The organism is Actinosynnema sp. NPDC053489, assembly GCF_044544865.1.
Taxonomy (GTDB): Bacteria; Actinomycetota; Actinomycetes; order Mycobacteriales; family Pseudonocardiaceae; genus Actinosynnema.
The window spans coordinates 30,333-45,609 of the sequence record NZ_JBITXT010000006.1 but is presented as its reverse complement, the minus strand read 5'-3'; the positions used below and the strand labels follow the sequence as shown (position 1 = coordinate 45,609).

Annotated in this window: 16 protein-coding genes; 8 read left to right on the top strand and 8 right to left on the bottom strand. The window is 73.0% G+C overall.

Annotation, left to right across the window (positions count from 1 at the left end; genetic code table 11):
• Nucleotides 1–109: 109 nt before the first annotated feature.
• The 4 genes from pdhA to ACIGNX_RS15040 all read left to right on the top strand — a co-directional run bounded on the left by pdhA (nt 110) and on the right by ACIGNX_RS15040 (nt 4,749).
• Nucleotides 110–1,303 (top strand): pyruvate dehydrogenase (acetyl-transferring) E1 component subunit alpha, encoded by a 1,194-nt coding sequence (gene pdhA, locus ACIGNX_RS15055; RefSeq protein ID WP_396540230.1) that lies wholly within the window; start codon nt 110–112, stop codon nt 1,301–1,303.
• The gene (locus ACIGNX_RS15050) at nt 1,303–2,334 is read left to right on the top strand and encodes an alpha-ketoacid dehydrogenase subunit beta (protein WP_396540228.1); all 1,032 of its coding nucleotides are present in this window, start codon (nt 1,303–1,305) and stop codon (nt 2,332–2,334) included. The genes pdhA and ACIGNX_RS15050 overlap by 1 nt, the downstream gene beginning before the upstream one ends.
• Before the next feature lie 10 nt (nt 2,335–2,344).
• Nucleotides 2,345–3,736, top strand: a complete 1,392-nt coding sequence (locus ACIGNX_RS15045; RefSeq protein ID WP_396540226.1) for a dihydrolipoamide acetyltransferase family protein — start codon at nt 2,345–2,347, stop codon at nt 3,734–3,736.
• Between the two features lie 104 nt (nt 3,737–3,840).
• On the top strand, nt 3,841–4,749 hold the full coding sequence (locus ACIGNX_RS15040; protein WP_396540224.1) for a MerR family transcriptional regulator: 909 nt from the start codon (nt 3,841–3,843) through the stop codon (nt 4,747–4,749).
• Between the two features lie 3 nt (nt 4,750–4,752).
• On the opposite strand, the gene ACIGNX_RS15035 is transcribed toward ACIGNX_RS15040, so the two are convergent.
• From ACIGNX_RS15035 to ACIGNX_RS15020, 4 genes are all read right to left on the bottom strand, one after another.
• Nucleotides 4,753–5,121, bottom strand: coding sequence for a VOC family protein (locus ACIGNX_RS15035; RefSeq protein ID WP_396540222.1), 369 nt, complete (start codon nt 5,119–5,121; stop codon nt 4,753–4,755).
• Nucleotides 5,122–5,152: 31 nt separating this feature from the next.
• Entirely contained in the window at nt 5,153–5,623 is a 471-nt protein-coding gene (locus ACIGNX_RS15030; RefSeq protein WP_396540220.1) for a carboxymuconolactone decarboxylase family protein, read from the bottom strand.
• 142 nt (nt 5,624–5,765) lie between these two features.
• Nucleotides 5,766–6,980, bottom strand: a complete 1,215-nt coding sequence (locus ACIGNX_RS15025; RefSeq protein ID WP_396540218.1) for an acyl-CoA dehydrogenase family protein — start codon at nt 6,978–6,980, stop codon at nt 5,766–5,768.
• 7 nt (nt 6,981–6,987) lie between these two features.
• Nucleotides 6,988–7,632, bottom strand: a complete 645-nt coding sequence (locus ACIGNX_RS15020) for an SCP2 sterol-binding domain-containing protein (protein ID WP_396540216.1) — start codon at nt 7,630–7,632, stop codon at nt 6,988–6,990.
• 101 nt (nt 7,633–7,733) lie between these two features.
• On the opposite strand from ACIGNX_RS15020, the gene ACIGNX_RS15015 reads away from it, so the two are divergent.
• Entirely contained in the window at nt 7,734–8,417 is a 684-nt protein-coding gene (locus ACIGNX_RS15015) for a TetR/AcrR family transcriptional regulator (protein WP_396540214.1), read from the top strand.
• 3 nt (nt 8,418–8,420) lie between these two features.
• Here the strand turns inward: ACIGNX_RS15015 and ACIGNX_RS15010 are convergent, their stop codons facing one another.
• Nucleotides 8,421–9,347: an alpha/beta hydrolase gene (locus ACIGNX_RS15010; RefSeq protein WP_396540212.1), complete on the bottom strand. Its 927-nt coding sequence runs from the start codon at nt 9,345–9,347 to the stop codon at nt 8,421–8,423.
• 127 nt (nt 9,348–9,474) lie between these two features.
• Between ACIGNX_RS15010 and ACIGNX_RS15005 the strand changes: the two genes are divergently transcribed.
• Nucleotides 9,475–9,906, top strand: coding sequence for a MarR family winged helix-turn-helix transcriptional regulator (locus ACIGNX_RS15005; protein ID WP_396540210.1), 432 nt, complete (start codon nt 9,475–9,477; stop codon nt 9,904–9,906).
• Here the strand turns inward: ACIGNX_RS15005 and ACIGNX_RS15000 are convergent.
• Both ACIGNX_RS15000 and ACIGNX_RS14995 read right to left on the bottom strand, forming a co-directional pair.
• A complete protein-coding gene (locus ACIGNX_RS15000) occupies nt 9,896–10,708 on the bottom strand; it encodes a MaoC/PaaZ C-terminal domain-containing protein (RefSeq protein ID WP_396540208.1) in 813 nt (270 codons plus the stop codon). The genes ACIGNX_RS15005 and ACIGNX_RS15000 overlap by 11 nt on opposite strands.
• The gene (locus ACIGNX_RS14995) at nt 10,708–12,024 is read right to left on the bottom strand and encodes a 3-oxoacyl-ACP reductase (protein WP_396540206.1); all 1,317 of its coding nucleotides are present in this window, start codon (nt 12,022–12,024) and stop codon (nt 10,708–10,710) included. Before ACIGNX_RS14995 ends, ACIGNX_RS15000 begins: the two co-directional genes overlap by 1 nt.
• A gap of 86 nt (nt 12,025–12,110) precedes the next feature.
• On the opposite strand from ACIGNX_RS14995, the gene ACIGNX_RS14990 reads away from it, so the two are divergent.
• On the top strand, nt 12,111–13,379 hold the full coding sequence (locus ACIGNX_RS14990; RefSeq protein WP_396540204.1) for an acetyl-CoA C-acetyltransferase: 1,269 nt from the start codon (nt 12,111–12,113) through the stop codon (nt 13,377–13,379).
• 152 nt (nt 13,380–13,531) lie between these two features.
• The gene (locus tag ACIGNX_RS14985) at nt 13,532–14,575 is read left to right on the top strand and encodes a hypothetical protein (RefSeq protein ID WP_396540202.1); all 1,044 of its coding nucleotides are present in this window, start codon (nt 13,532–13,534) and stop codon (nt 14,573–14,575) included.
• A gap of 6 nt (nt 14,576–14,581) precedes the next feature.
• On the opposite strand, the gene ACIGNX_RS14980 is transcribed toward ACIGNX_RS14985, so the two are convergent.
• The gene (locus ACIGNX_RS14980; RefSeq protein WP_396540200.1) at nt 14,582–15,202 is read right to left on the bottom strand and encodes an SIMPL domain-containing protein; all 621 of its coding nucleotides are present in this window, start codon (nt 15,200–15,202) and stop codon (nt 14,582–14,584) included.
• Nucleotides 15,203–15,277 lie beyond the last annotated feature (75 nt).

Sequence of the window (15,277 nt, the reverse complement as noted above, 5' to 3'; positions counted from 1 at the left end):
CCGACGGTTGCCCGACCCCCACACCCCGGGGGTGGCGGCGACTGGCGGTGCAGCCGCGCACGGTCGCCACAAGCGACCGGGCGGCCTCGTAGACGAGGAGACAAGGCGCATGTCGTCCCCCGAGAAGTGGACCCACCCAGGGCCGGATGCCGCGCCGGCCACTGCTGCCAGACCGACGGCGGAACAGGTGATCGCAGGCTTGCGAGCGACAGACGAGGGCGGCGCCGACCTGGTGCAGCTGCTCACCCCCGAGGGCGAGCGCGTCCAGCACCCGGACTTCGACATCGACATCACGGCCGAGGAGCTGCGCGGGCTGTACCGCGACATGGTCCTGGTCCGCCGGGTCGACCGCGAGGCCAACGCGCTGCAGCGCAAGGGCGAGCTGGGCATCTGGGTGCCGCTGCTCGGCCAGGAGGCCGCGCAGATCGGCGCGGGCCGGGCGCTGCGACCGCAGGACATGGCGTTCCCCAGCTACCGCGAGCACGGCATCGCGTGGACGCGCGGGGTCAAGCCGACCGACCTGCTCGGCATCTTCCGCGGCACCGACAACGGCACGTGGGACCCGGTGGAGCACCGCTTCCACCCGTACACGATCGTCATCGGCAACCAGGTGCTCAACGCCGCCGGGTACGCCATGGGGCAGAAGTTCGACGGCAAGGTCGGCGACGCCGACGGCGAGGCCACCATCTGCTTCTTCGGCGACGGCGCGACCAGCCAGGGCGACGTGCACGAGGGCTTCGTGTGGGCCGCGGTCTACGACGCGCCGCTGGTGTTCTTCTGCCAGAACAACCAGTGGGCCATCTCCGAGCCGACCGAGCGCCAGTCCCGCCTGCCGCTGTACCAGCGGGCGCGCGGCTACGGCTTCCCCGGCATCCGGGTCGACGGCAACGACGTGCTGGCCACCCTCGCGGTCACCCGCTGGGCGCTGGAGGAGTGCCGCCAGGGCAACGGCCCGATCCTGATCGAGGCGTTCACCTACCGGATGGACGCGCACACCACGTCCGACGACCCGTCGCGCTACCGGCTGTCCGACGAGCTGGAGCTGTGGAAGCTCAAGGACCCGATCGAGCGGGTCAAGGTGCACCTGGTCAAGCAGCAGTGGGCGGACCAGGCGTTCTTCGAGTCGATCGAGGCCGAGGCCGAGCAGATCGCGATCGAGCTGCGCGACTACTGCGTCTCCCTGCCCGACCCGCCCGCCGGGCGGATCTTCAGCGAGGTCTACGCCGAGGGCAACCCCGTCCTGGAGGCGCAACGCGACGAGTTCCTGGCCTACCACGCCGGGTTCGCCGGAGGTGAGCACTGATGGCCGCTCCGACCATGGACCGCCGCTCCGCGGCCGACGGCACCGGCGCACCCGCCGTGCAGACGCTGACCATCGCCAAGGCGCTGAACAACGGCCTGCGCGCGTCGATGGAGGCCAACCCGAAGGTCATCGTGATGGGCGAGGACGTCGGCAAGCTCGGCGGCGTCTTCCGGATCACCGACGGCCTGCAGAAGGACTTCGGCGAGCAGCGCGTGCTGGACACCCCGCTGGCGGAGTCCGGCATCATCGGCACGGCCGTCGGCCTCGCGATCCGCGGCTACCGCCCGGTGTGCGAGATCCAGTTCGACGGCTTCATCTTCCCCGGCTTCGACCAGATCGTGTCGCAGGTCGCCAAGCTGCACTTCCGCACCCAGGGCCGGATCAAGGTGCCCATGGTGATCCGGGTGCCGTTCGGCGGCGGCATCGGCGCGGTCGAGCACCACTCCGAGTCGCCCGAGTCGTACTTCGCGCACACCGCCGGCCTCAAGGTCGTCGCGTGCTCGAACCCGGCCGACGCCTACTGGATGATCCAGCAGGCCGTCGACTGCGACGACCCGGTGCTGTTCTTCGAGCCGAAGCGGCGCTACTACGAGAAGGGCGAGGTCGACACGACCGCCGCGCCCGGACCGCTGTTCGCCTCCCGCACGCTGCGCGCCGGCCGCGACGTCACGCTCGTGACGTACGGGCCGATGGTGCGCACGTCGCTGGACGCCGCCGCGGCGGCCGAGGAGGAGGGGCGTTCGCTGGAGGTCATCGACCTCCGCTCGCTGTCCCCGCTCGACCTCGCGCCCGTGTACGAGTCGGTGCGGCGCACGGGTCGGCTCGTCGTGGTCACCGAGGCGCCGAGCGAGTCCTCCATCTCCAGCGAGATCGCGGCCAAGGTGCAGCAGGAGTGCTTCTACTCCCTGCAGGCGCCGGTGCTGCGGGTGACCGGGTTCGACACCCCGTACCCGCCGTCGAAGCTGGAGGAGGAGTTCCTCCCCGACCTCGACCGGGTGCTGCACGCCGTCGACCGCTCGCTGGCCTGGTAAGGGGATAGCCGTGCCGCAGTACAAGCAGTTCCCCCTGCCCGACACGGCGGAGGGGTTGACCGAGGCCGAGATCCTCACCTGGCACGTCAAGCCGGGTGACGCGGTGAAGGTCAACCAGGTGTTCGTCGAGATCGAGACCGCCAAGGCCGCCGTCGAGCTGCCGTGCCCGTGGGACGGCGTGGTGACCGAGCTGCTGGTCGAGGTCGGTCAGACGGTCGAGGTCGGCGTCCCGATCATCACCATCGACGTGGACCCGTCCGGGTCGGCGCCGGCGCCCGCGCCCGCGGCGGCGGCCTCGTCGAACGGCAAGATCGGCGAGGAGATGCCGGGCGGCCGGATCGCCACGCTGGTCGGCTACGGACCGCGGGCGGGCTCGGCGAAGCGCCGCCCGCGCAAGGACGCACCCGTCGCGCCCGCCCCTCCCGCGCCCGTCGCCGCCGCCCCGGCTCCTGTCGCGCCGGCTCCCGTCGCGCCGGCCCCCGCGCCTCCGGCTCCCGCGCCGGTGGTCGCCGAACCGGTGGCGACCCCGGCGGGCGGCTACGTGCCGCTGGCCAAGCCGCCGGTGCGCAAGCTGGCCAAGGACCTGGGCGTCGACCTGACCGCGCTGGCGGGCTCCGGCCCGGGCGGCGTGATCACCCGGGAGGACGTCGAGCGGGCCGTGGCGTCCCCGGTGACCGCCGCGCCGGCCGCGGTCGACACCGGGTCGCGGGAGCGGCGCGTGCCGATCAAGGGCGTCCGCAGGGCGACCGCGCAGGCGATGGTGGACAGCGCGTTCACCGCGCCGCACGTCACGGAGTTCCTGACCGTCGACGTGACGCCGATGATGGAGCTGCGGGCGCGCCTGAAGAACGCCCCGGAGTTCCGCGACGTCAAGCTCACGCCGCTGGCGTTCGCCGCCAAGGCGGTCGTCCTGGCCGCCCGCCGCACGCCCGACGTCAACGCGACGTGGGACGAGGCGGCGCAGGAGATCGTCTACAAGGACTACGTCCACCTGGGCATCGCCGCCGCGACCCCCCGCGGCCTCGTGGTGCCCAAGGTCCGCGACGCCGACCGGATGTCGCTGCGCGAGCTGGCCGCGGCCCTGGACGAGCTGGCCACCACGGCCCGCGACGGCAAGACGTCGCCCGCGGACATGCTGGGCGGCACGATCACCATCACCAACGTCGGCGTCTTCGGCGTCGACACGGGCACCCCGATCATCAACCCGGGCGAGTCGGCCATCCTCGCCCTGGGCGCGATCCGGGACATGCCCTGGGTGGTGGACGGCCAGGTCGTGCCGCGCAAGGTGTGCCAACTGGCGCTCAGCTTCGACCACCGCGTGGTCGACGGCCAGCAGGGCTCGCGGTTCCTGGCCGACGTCGGCGCGCTCCTGGCCGACCCCGGCGTGGCGATGACCTACTGATCGACCGATCCGCCCGGAACGGGCCGGCGCCCACCCGGGCGCCGGCCCGTTCCGCGTTTTAATCGCTGGAAGTTCCAGTGGCTGGAAAGTCCAAGGTGGTCCCCGTGACGCACTACTCGATCGGCGAACTGGCGCGGCTGACCGGGCTGTCCACGCGGACGATCCGGTTCTACTCCGACTCCGGCGTGATCCCCGTGGCGGGGCGCACGGCGGGCGGGTTCCGCACCTACGACGTCGACGGGTTGGCGCGGCTCAAGCTCCTGCGGACCCTGCGCGACCTGGGCGTGGACCTGCCCACGGCGCAGCGGGTGCTCGCGCGGGAGGTGTCCGTCGCCGAGGTGGCGCGGACGCACGCGGAAGCCATCGACGCGCAGTTGCGCACGCTCCGGTTGCGCCGGGCCGTGCTGCGGGTCGTGGCGCGGAACGGGGAGGTGGAGATGGTGCACGAGTTGGCGCGGCTGTCGGAGGAGGAGCGGCAGGCGATCCTGGACGACTTCTTCGAGGAGGTGTTCGGCGGGTTCGACCTGGACCCGGCCTTCGAGCAGCGGATGAGGTCGGTCCGGGTGGAGCTGCCCGACGACCCGTCGCCCGAGCAGCTGGAGGCGTGGATCGAGCTGGTGGACCTGGTGCGCGACCCGGACTTCCGGGCGTCGATCCGGCGGATGTCGCGGCGGCACGAGGAGCTGCGGGCCGAGGGCGCGGACCTGTCGCCGAGCACGCCGGCGCAGGTGGAGGCGTTCCAGCACGCGTTCGCGCAGGCCCGGGCGGCGCTGGACGCGGGCGTCGACCCGCGCTCGCCCGAGGCGGTGGCGATCGTGGCCCGGATCAACGAGCGGTGGGCGTCCACGCTGGACGTCCCCGGAGTGGGCCCGGAGCTGTCGCGCCGCATGGAGGAGTTCGGCGATCCGAGGGCCGAGCGCTACTGGCAGCTGATCGCGAAGGTCAACGGCTGGGAGGCGCAGATCCCCGACACCACCGCCGAACGGGCGTGGCTGGTCGAAGCGGGCCGCTGACGGTCACTCCCGGACGAGGCAGAACGGGTGGCCGGCGGGGTCGGCGAACACCCACCAGACCTCGTGGGAGTCGTCGAGCAGCGTTCCGCCCGCGTCGAGGGCCTCGGCCTTGGCCGAGCCGAGGTCCCCGACGCCGATGTCCAGGTGGAACTGCTGGGGCTTGCGCGGGTCGGGCCACTCCGGCGGCACGTACTCGACGGCCCGCTGGAACGCGAGCACCACGCCCCCGGCGTGCAGCGTGGACCAGTCCTCGTCCACCGACCACCGCCGGTCGGGCCGGTCCACCTCGCCGCCGAGGAGCCGCTGGTAGAACGCGGCCAGCGCCCGGGGTTCCGGGCAGTCGAGCACGACGCACTGCAACACCCCCGCCATGCGCCGAGCCTAACCCGCGGCGGTCACCCGTTCAGCCGAACTGGCCGGGCCGGTAGTCCCCGGCGGGCTTGCGCACGATCACGTTCACCCGGTTGAAGGCGTTGATGACGGCGATGGCTCCGACGAGCGCGGCGAGCTGCTCCTTGTCGTAGTGCTCGGCCGCCTTCGCCCACACCTCGTCGGGCACCCCGGCCGAGTCCGCGAGCCGCGTCCCGGCCTCGGCCAACTCCAACGCCGCCCGCTCGGCCTCGGTGAACACGGTGGCCTCCCGCCAGGCGGCGACGAGGTTGAGCCGAACCTGCGTCTCCCCGGCGGCGGCCGCGTCCTTCGTGTGCATGTCCACGCAGTACCCGCAGCCGTTGACCTGGCTGGCGCGGATCTTGACGAGCTCCTGCGTGGCCACGGGCAGGGCCGACTGGTGCACCGCCGTGTTGGCGGCGACGAGGTGCTTCACCACCTTGGCCGACACGGCGTCGCGGAGGACGTCCAATCGAGCTTCCACGGTCTCTCCCTGTTCGTTCGCGGTTGTACGAACAGGACGACTCCCCTTCGCCGACTGTGACATCGCAGTGGACGGGGTCTTCCGCGTCCCGAAGACCCCGTCCGCTTCCCGGGCGGCCTGAGGAGGGCCCGGGAAGATCACCTCACTTGATGTGCATGCCGGAAATGGCCCGTGCCACCACCAACCGCTGGATCTCCGACGTCCCCTCGAAGATGGTGAAGATCTTGGCGTCGCGGTGCATGCGCTCCACCGGGTGCTCGCGCGTGTACCCCGCCCCACCCAGGATGTGGATCGCCCGCTCGGTCGCCCACACGGACACCTCGCCCGCCTTGAGCTTCGACATCGAACCCTCGCCCGCCGTGAACGGGACTTGGTTGCGGCCCATCCAGGCCGCCCGCCACACCAGCAGCCGGGCCGCGTCGATCTCCATCTTCATGTTCGCCAGGTCGAACGCGATCGACTGGTTCTCGATGATCTTGCGGCCGAACGCCTCGCGGTCCTTCGCGTACTCCAGCGCGTACTCGTACGCCGCGCGCGCCACGCCCACCGCCATCGCGCCCACGGTCGGCCGGGTCGTCTCGAAGGTCGCCATGGCGGCCTGGCCACCGGCCCGCTGACCCTCCCGGGCCCGCGCGAGCCGCGCCTCCAGCCGCTCCCTGCCTCCCAGCAAGCACCGCCCGGGCACCCGCACGTCGTCCAGGAACACGTCCGCCGTGTGCGACGCGCGCATCCCGTGCTTGCGGATCTTCCCCGGCGACGACAGCCCGCGCGTGCCCGGCGGCACGACGAAGCCCGCCTGGCCGCGCGCGCCCAGCGCCGGGTCGACGACGGCGGTCACGACGTGGACGTTGGCGATGCCCCCGTTGGTCGCCCACGCCTTCTGCCCGTTGAGCACCCACTCGTCGGTCGCCTCGTCGTACACCGCCCGCGTCCGGTACCCGGCGACGTCGGAACCCGCCTGCGGCTCGGACGCGCAGAACGCCGCCAGCTTCGGCTCGTCCTCCGTGCCGAAGCACTCGGGCACCCATTCGGCGAGCTGCTCGGGCTCGCCGGACGCGAAGATGCCCGCCGCCGCCAGCCCGGTGCCCATCAGCGCCAGCGCGATGCCGGCGTCACCCCAGAACAGCTCCTCCGTGGCGATCGGCAGCGACAGGCCGACCGGGTCGGCGAACCAGGTCGCCAGCGACTCGAACCCGTAGAGGCCGATCTTGGCGGCCTCCTGGATCACCGGCCACGGCGTCTCCTCGCGCTCGTCCCACTCCGCCGCCGCGGGCCGGATCACGTCCTTCGCGAAGCCGTGCACCCACTCGCGCAGGTCGACCTGGTCCTCGTTCAGCTCCAGCGAAAAACCGCCCATGGTCCCCTCACGCCTTCGGGATGTCGAACAAGGTCATGAACCCGGCCGCGAAGCCCAGGTCGCCCTTGACCTTCAGCTTCCCGGTCATGAACAGCACCGGGGCGGACGCGTTGCCGGTCGCGAGCTTCAGGAACTCCACCGGTCCCAACGTGACGACGGCCCTGGGGTCACGGGTCGCGCCCTTGCCGATCGCGCACGCGGCGTCCTCGATGACGACCTCGTACAGGTCGTCGCCGTCGAACCCGCCGGTCAGCCGGAAGTGCACGACGGCGCGCGTCGCGCCCGCGCGTTCGCTGCGGAAGTGGACCTCCATGCGCCGGAACACCTCGTCCAGCACGCGCTCGCGCAGGCCCGGCCGCGCCGTGACGGCCTCGACCTGGTCCTTGGACGCGCGGGAGATGATGCGCGCGAAGTTCTGCGCGTCCATCTTCGCCAGGTCGAGGTCCGCGCCGCCGTCGGCCAGCGCGCCGAGCGCGTCCAGCAGGTCGGCGAACTCGTCCCTGCCGAGCTTCTTGGGGTCGATGCCGCGCGCGATGACGTCGATGTCGACGTCCTTGAGCGCGGGGTCGCCCGGGTCGACCCGCCGGAGCGTCGAGATCAGCTCCCGCGGGTCGAGCTTCGCGATCGCCTCGGTGGTGAGGTCGATGGTCATGTGTGGCACCTCCGCTACCTACTGGCAGGTAAGCCTACTGGCGAGTAGGTAAGGCGGCAAGGGGCCCGGAGTAATCTTGTCCCAGCCATCCAGGGGGTGCGATGCACGCAGAGCAACCGGTCCGTGCCGGTCGGGCCAAGAGGCTGCCACGCGCGGTCCGCGAGCGCCAGATCATGGACGCCGCGGTGGACGTCTTCTCGCGCCTGGGCTTCCACGCCGCGTCCATGGACGAGATCTCCGAGGTCGCGGGTATCTCCAAGCCCATGCTGTACGCCTACCTGGGCTCGAAGGAAGAGCTGTTCGCCACCTGCATCCGCCGCGAGGCGACCCGGATGATGGAGGCGATCGCGCACGGCGTCGAGGCCGAGGAGCCGCCGGACGTCCAGCTGTGGAGCGGGTTGCGGGCGTTCTTCGGGTTCGTCGGCGAGAACCGCGCGAGCTGGCAGGTGCTGCACCGGCAGGCGTCCTCGCAGGGCGGGCCGTTCGCCGAGGAGCTGGCCGACATGCGCGGCCGGGCGATCAGCCTCGTGGCCGCGCTGCTGGTGCACTCCTCGGACTTCGCCAACGTGCCGCGGGCGGGCGACAAGGAGGCCGAGTCGCTGGCCGCGGCGCTGGTCGGGGCAGGCGAGTCGCTGGCCGACTGGTGGCTCGACAACCCCCAGGAGCCGGCCGGCGTCGTCGCCGCCCGGCTCATGAACCTGGTGTGGATGGGTTTCGGGGACCTGGTGGCGGGTGACGTGTGGCACCCGCCGTCCCGCAGGTCCGCCCCGGGGGGCGACGCCTAGGCGTCAGGCCAGCGCGGCCTTCAGCACGGCCGCGGCCTGGGCGATCGCGGCACCGGCGGCCGGGGTCTCGCGCAGCGCGTTGAGCATCACGAAGTCGTGGATCACGCCCTGGTAGCGCACGGCCGTCACCGGCACGCCCGCCTCGCGCAGCTTGTTCGCGTACGCCTCGCCCTCGTCGCGCAGCACGTCGGCCTCGGCGGTGATCACCAGCGCCGGCGGCAGCCCGGTCAGCTGCTCCACCGTCGCCCGCAGCGGCGACGCGGTGATCTCGGCGCGCTCGGCCTCGGAGGTCGTGTACTGGTCCCAGAACCACTGCATCGCGTCGCGCCGCAGGAAGTAGCCCTCGGCGAACTCGTGGTACGACGGCGTGTCGAACGACGCGTCGGTCACCGGGTAGAACAGCACCTGCTGCTTGAACGCCACGTCGCCGCGCTCCTTGGCCAGCAGCGTCAGCGCCGCGGACATGTTGCCGCCGACCGAGTCGCCCGCGACGGCCAGGCGCGAGGCGTCGAGCCCGCGCGAGGCGCCCTCCGCGACGACCCACCGCGCGACCGAGTAGCTCTCCTCCAGCGCCACGGGGTAGCGCGCCTCGGGCGAGAGGCTGTAGTCGGGGAACACCACGGCCGCGCCGGCGCCGACGGCCAGCTCGCGCACCAGCCGGTCGTGCGTGCGGGCGTTGCCGAACACCCAGCCGGCGCCGTGGACGTAGAGGACGACGGGCAGCGCGCCGGTCGCCCCGGCCGGCCGCACGACCCGGACGGGCACCTCGCCGACGGTCACCCACTCCTCGTCGACCTCGGGCTTGGGCACGTCTCCCGACTGCACTTCGTCCACGGCCTTGCGGCCCTCGACCGGGCCGAGGTCGAACAGGTACGGCGGGTTGGCGGTCGCGGCGGCGAACTGCGCGGCGGCCGGCTCCAGGACGGTCATCCGGACTCCTCGATGTGGTGCGGTCGAACCTGACGCCAAGAACATAGCTCGCAATTACATCGTGCACAACTTAAGTGGGTGCGGGTGTATCGTGGTTCGGGTCACGAGGGGTGAGGGGGCCACTGGCATGCGGGACTTCAGCCTGGAGCTGGACGACCAGCTCTGCTTCGCGCTCTACGCGGCTTCGCGGGCCGTGACCGCCCGGTACCGACCGCTGCTGGAGGACCTGGGCCTGACCTACCCGCAGTACCTCGTGCTGCTGGTGCTGTGGGAACGCGGTCCCGTCCCGGTCAAGGACGTCGCGGCCGCGCTCCGGCTCGACTACGGCACGCTCTCCCCGCTGCTCAAGCGGTTGGAGGCGGCCGGCCTGATCCGCCGGGAACGCCGCCCCGACGACGAGCGGTCGGTCCGCCTGGTGCTCACCGAGGAGGGTGACCGGCTGCGCGAGCGCGCGAAGGACGTGCCGCCCGCGATGGGGGCGGCCATGGACCTGGGCGAGGAGGACACGGAACGGCTGCGCGCCCTCCTGCGCACGTTGGCGGACAACGTCAGCCGGTGATCACGCCCTCCAGGTGCGGCCGGTCCGACCACAGCGCGAACCGCCACCCCTCCTCGGTGGGCCCGGACGAGAACCCGGACGAGAAGCCGACCTCTCCGGGCAGCAGGACCGGCGCCTTGAACCGCACGTCGACCTCGTAGGCGTCGGGCAGCCGCCCCTCGAACGCGGCCACGCACCGGGCCTTGGACCACATGCCGTGCGCGATGGCCCGGGGGAAGCCGAACGCCCTGGCGGTCAGCCGGCTCAGGTGGATCGGGTTGCGGTCGCCGGACGCGTCGGCGTACCGCCGGCCGAGGTCGCCGGGCAGCCGCCACCGGGCCGACGGCGCGGGCGGTTCGGCGCGCGGTGCCGGCTCCTTCGCCGCACCGCCCTCCCGGCGCAGGTAGGTCGACACGTCGACCCACACCTCCTCGCCGTCCACCGACGCCGTCGTGACCACGTCGAACTGCCGGCCGCGCTCGTGCGGCCGCAGGTCGGCCAGGGCCACGTGCAGCGACAGCGGTTCGGCGGCGCGCAGCGGCCGGTGCCGCCTGATCCGGTTGGCCACGTGCACCAGGCCGGGCAGCGGGAACGGGAACCCCGGCCCGGTCATCAGCCGGACCTGGAGCCCGAACCCGAGCACGTGGGGGTAGGTGATCGGCAGCTCGTCGCCCACGCGGAACCCGCACACCCGGGCGTAGCGGGCCAGGTGCCCGGGGTCGACGGTCACCTCGGCGTCGAGGGAGGCGGCCGGCAGCTCGTCGCCGCGCCGGGTGAACCCGGTCAGCGCGGCCTTGGCGTAGAGCAGGCTCAGGTTCGCCATCACGCCCCCAGCAGGCTCTGCCCGCACACCCGCACGACGTTGCCGGTCACCCCGGCCGACGCCGGGTGCGCGAACCAGGCGATGGTCTCGGCGACGTCGACCGGCAGGCCGCCCTGCGACAGGCTGTTCATCCGCCGCCCGGCCTCCCGGATGACCAGGGGCACCGCGGCCGTCATCCTGGTCTCGATGAACCCCGGCGCGACCGCGTTCACGGTGGCGCGCCCCGCGAGCCGCCGCGACAGGGAGTCGACCATGCCGATCACGCCGGCCTTGGTGGTGGCGTAGTTGGTCTGGCCGACGTTCCCGGCGATGCCCGCGATGGACGACACGCCGACGACCCGCCCGTTCGGCCGCAGGGCGTCGGCGGCGAGCAGGGCCTCGTTGACCCGTTCCTGCGACGCCAGGTTCACCGCGACCACGGCGTCCCACCGGCCCGCGTCCATCTTCCCGAGGGTGCGGTCGCGGGTGATGCCCGCGTTGTGCACGACGACGTCCACGCCGCCGTGCCGCGTGACGAGGTGCTCGACGATCCGCGTCGGGGCGTCCGGGGCGGTGACGTCGAGCTGGAGCGACGTGCCGCCGACCCGGTTGGCCACCGCGGACAGCTCGTCGCCCTGCGCCGGCACGTCGAGGCACACCACCGTCGCGCCGTCGCGGCCCAGCACCTCGGCGATGGCCGCGCCGATGCCGCGCGCGGCACCGGTGACCAGGGCGACCTTCCCGGCCAGGGGCCTGTCCCAGCTCCCGGGCACCTCGACGTCGGCCGGGCCGATCCGCACGACCTGGCCCGACACGTACGCCGACCGGCCGGACAGCAGGAACCGCAGCGTCGACTCGACCGCGCCCTCGCCGCCGGGCGCGACGTACACCAGCTGGGCCGTGCCGCCGCGCTTGAGCTCCTTGCCGACGCTGCGGGTGAAGCCCTCCAGCGCGCGCTGCGCGACCTGCGACGCGGCCTGGTCGGGCGGCGTGCCGAGGACGACCACCCGGCCGCACGGCGCGAGCGAGCGGATCACCGGGTGGAAGAACCCGTGCAGCTCGCGCAGCCGCTCGACCGAGTCGATCCCGGAGGCGTCGAAGACCAGCGCGCCGTACTTCACGCCGTCGGCCGCGCTCGTCACGACGTCCAGGCCCATCGACCTGGCGACGCCGGCCGCGGCATCCGCCGACCGGCCCCCGCCGCCGAGCAGCACCGGCCCGTCGAGCGGGGGTTTGCCGGGCGAGTGCCGGCGCAGCGGGTACGGGTCGGGCAGGCCGAGCCTGCCCACGACGAACCGCCCGAGGCCGGACCTGGCGAACGACTGGTATCGATCCATGCGGACATCACACTCCCTACTCGATAGTAAGTCTACTGATGAGTAGGTAACATTGAGCGCACCTGCCCACCACCCTGGAGGACGACATGGCCCGAGTAGCCATCCTCGGCGGCAACCGCATCCCGTTCGCCCGCTCGAACGGCCCCTACGCCACGGCGTCCAACCAGGACATGCTGACCGCCACCCTCGACGGCCTGGTCAGCCGGTTCGGCCTGCGGGGCGAGCGGCTCGGCGAGGTGGTCGCGGGCGCGGTGCTCAAGCACAGCCGCGACTTCAACCTGGTCCGCGAGGCCGTCCTGGGCAGCAGGCTCTCCTCCGACACCCCCGCGCACGACCTCCAGCAGGCGTGCGGCACCGGCCTGCAGGCCGTCATCGCGGTGGCCAACAAGATCGCGCTCGGCCAGATCGAGGTCGGCGTCGCCGGCGGCGTGGACACCACCAGCGACGCGCCGATCGGCGTGAACGAGGACCTGCGGGGCGTGCTGCTGGAGCTCAACCGGGCCCGCGGCGCCGGGGCGAAGCTCAGGGCCGCGCTCAAGCTGCGGCCCCGGCACGTGGTGCCGGACATCCCGCGCAACGGTGAGCCGCGCACCGGCCTGTCCATGGGCGAGCACGCGGCGATCACCGCCCGCGAGTGGGGCATCGGGCGCGAGGAGCAGGACGAGCTGGCCGTCGCCAGCCACCGCAACCTCGCCGCCGCCTACGAGCGCGGGTTCTTCGACGACCTGGTCACGCCGTACCTCGGGCTGACCCGCGACCAGAACCTGCGCCCGGACTCATCGGTGGAGAAGCTGGCCCGCCTCAAGCCGGTGTTCGGCCGCGGCGAGGGCGCGACCATGACCGCCGGCAACTCGACGCCGCTGACCGACGGCGCGTCGGCCGTGCTGCTGGCGTCGGAGGAGTGGGCCGCGCGGCGCGGCCTGCCGGTGCTGGCCTACCTGACGTTCAGCGAGACGGCGGCGGTCGACTACGTGCACGGTGGCGAGGGCCTGCTGATGGCGCCCGCCTACGCCGTGCCGCGGATGTTGGCGCGCGCCGGGTTGACGTTGCAGGACTTCGACTTCTACGAGGTCCACGAGGCGTTCGCGTCGCAGGTGCTGGCGACGTTGAAGGCGTGGGAGGACGCGGACTTCTGCAAGGGCAGGCTCGGGCTGGACGCGCCGCTCGGCGCGATCGACCGGTCGAAGCTCAACGTCAACGGCTCGTCGCTGGCCGCCGGGCACCCGTTCGCCGCGACCGGCGGCCGGATCGTGGCGACGCTCGCGAAGCTCCTCGCGGAGCGCGGGTCGGGCCGGGGGCTGATCTCGATCTGCGCGGCCGGTGGTCAGGGCGTTACGGCGATCGTGGAGCGGTGACGGCGTGCGTTAGGCCGAACGGGTGTTACGAGTAACACTCCGCGTTTCCGTTCCGTTTCCCAGGCATGAACCACTCACGGCTCTTCGCCGCAGTCGTGCTGGTGGCGGCATCCTGTGCCGCCTGCGGGGACTCCTCCCGGGAAACCACCACCGTGCGCATAGGGGCGACCGCGTCGGCCAACGAGCCGCGGGTCGCGCTCACCAGGACCGTGGTCGACCGCCTCGCGGAGGCGGTCGACCGGGGCGTGACCCGGGTCGTCGTCTACCGGCAGGGCGAGGCGTCCGGCGGCGCGTACTCGGACGAGGACTTCACCGTCCGGGACGGCAACGAGGTGGAGGGCGACGCGGCGATGCGCGAGCTCGGCTTCGAGGCGAACCTGAACCGGCTGACCGGCCGGCTCAGCGGGCTCGGCGGCGACAGCGCGGAGCTCGACCCGCTGTCCGTGCTGGCGGACATGGCGTCCGCGGCGGGGCCGGCGGTGCTCGTGCTGCAGAGCAGCGGCCTGCAGACCACCGACCCGCTCGACCTGACCCGGCTGGGGCTCGACCTCGACGTGCCCGCCGCGGTGGCGTCGGTGCCCGACGACGCCCTGCCCGAGCTGACCGGCAAGGACGTGATCTTCTCCGGCCTGGGTCAGGTGGCGGGCGACCAGCGGCCGCTGCCGCCCGCCGCGCGGGAGGCGCTGGTCTCGGTGTGGCTGGGCATCTGCGCGAAGTTCGGCGCGAAGAGCTGCACGCACGACGCGGAGCCGGTGCCGGGCGGCGCGTCGATCGGTCGGGCCGACGTGCCGACCGTGGACGTCGGCGAGGTCGTGCACGAGGGCACGTCGGTGCGCCTGCCGAACTCGGTGCTGTTCCGGGCGGGCGGAGACGAGCCGGCGGAGGGCGCCCGGGAGGCGCTGGCGGAGGTGGCCGGGAAGTTCGGCGGCCGCACGACCGCGCGGGTGGTCGCCCGCACGGCCAGTTCGGCGTCCCCCGAGGCGGCCGTCAACCTGACCCAGCGGCGCAGCCGGCGGGTGGTGTCGGTGCTGGTGGAGCTGGGCGTGAGCCGGGCGGCGTTCACCGAGGTCGTGGGCGCGGGGTTCGCGAACCCGCTCGTGCCCGACCTGGACCGCGCCGGCGACCTGATCCCCGACGCCGCCGCCCGCAACCGCTCGGTCGTGGTCGAGCTGGCCGACCCGGAGTCCAGCAGCTGAGGCGGTTCAGTCCAGCAGCGCCCACGAGGCCGTGCAGCGGACCGTGACGGTGATCTGCTGCGCTTCGAGGTTCAGCTGGTCCATCTGCGGCGGCGCGCCCGGCGCGCCGCCGTAACCCGCCGCCATCCGGTGCGACTCGACCGCCCAGCCCTCGGCGTCGCCGTCGGTCAGCCGCTGCAACGGCCCGAGCCGCGAGCCGAGCGCCCCGGCGTACCCCTCGGCGCGGCGGCGGGCGTCCGCCACGGCCTCGCGCTGGGCCTCCAGGACGGCGTCCGCGTCGTCCTTGAGCTGCCACGTCGGCCCGTTCAGCCACGTCGGCTCGGCCTCGACGAACGCGCCCAGCAGGCCGTCCAGCTCGGCGACGTCGTCGACGCGCAGCACGTAGTTCTGCATGGCGCGGCTGCCGGAGCGCCGCTTGCCGTCCCAGTTGTCGTGCACGTTGAGCTGGCGCGACCGCACCTGGACCCCCGGTCGCCCCAGCGCCGGCTCCACCCCGGCGACCCGCGCGGTCAGCCGGTCCACCGCCTCGTTGCGCGTCGAGCCCACCGTCTCGAAGCTCACGTGCACCTCGGCGCGGTCGGCGGTCCGCTCGACCTTGCCGACGCCCTTCGTCACCACCTCAGCCATGCGACCGACGCTACCGGTGGTGGTGATCCACAGCGCTATGCGGCTTTCTCACCGGATCGACGAACACCGGGCGGC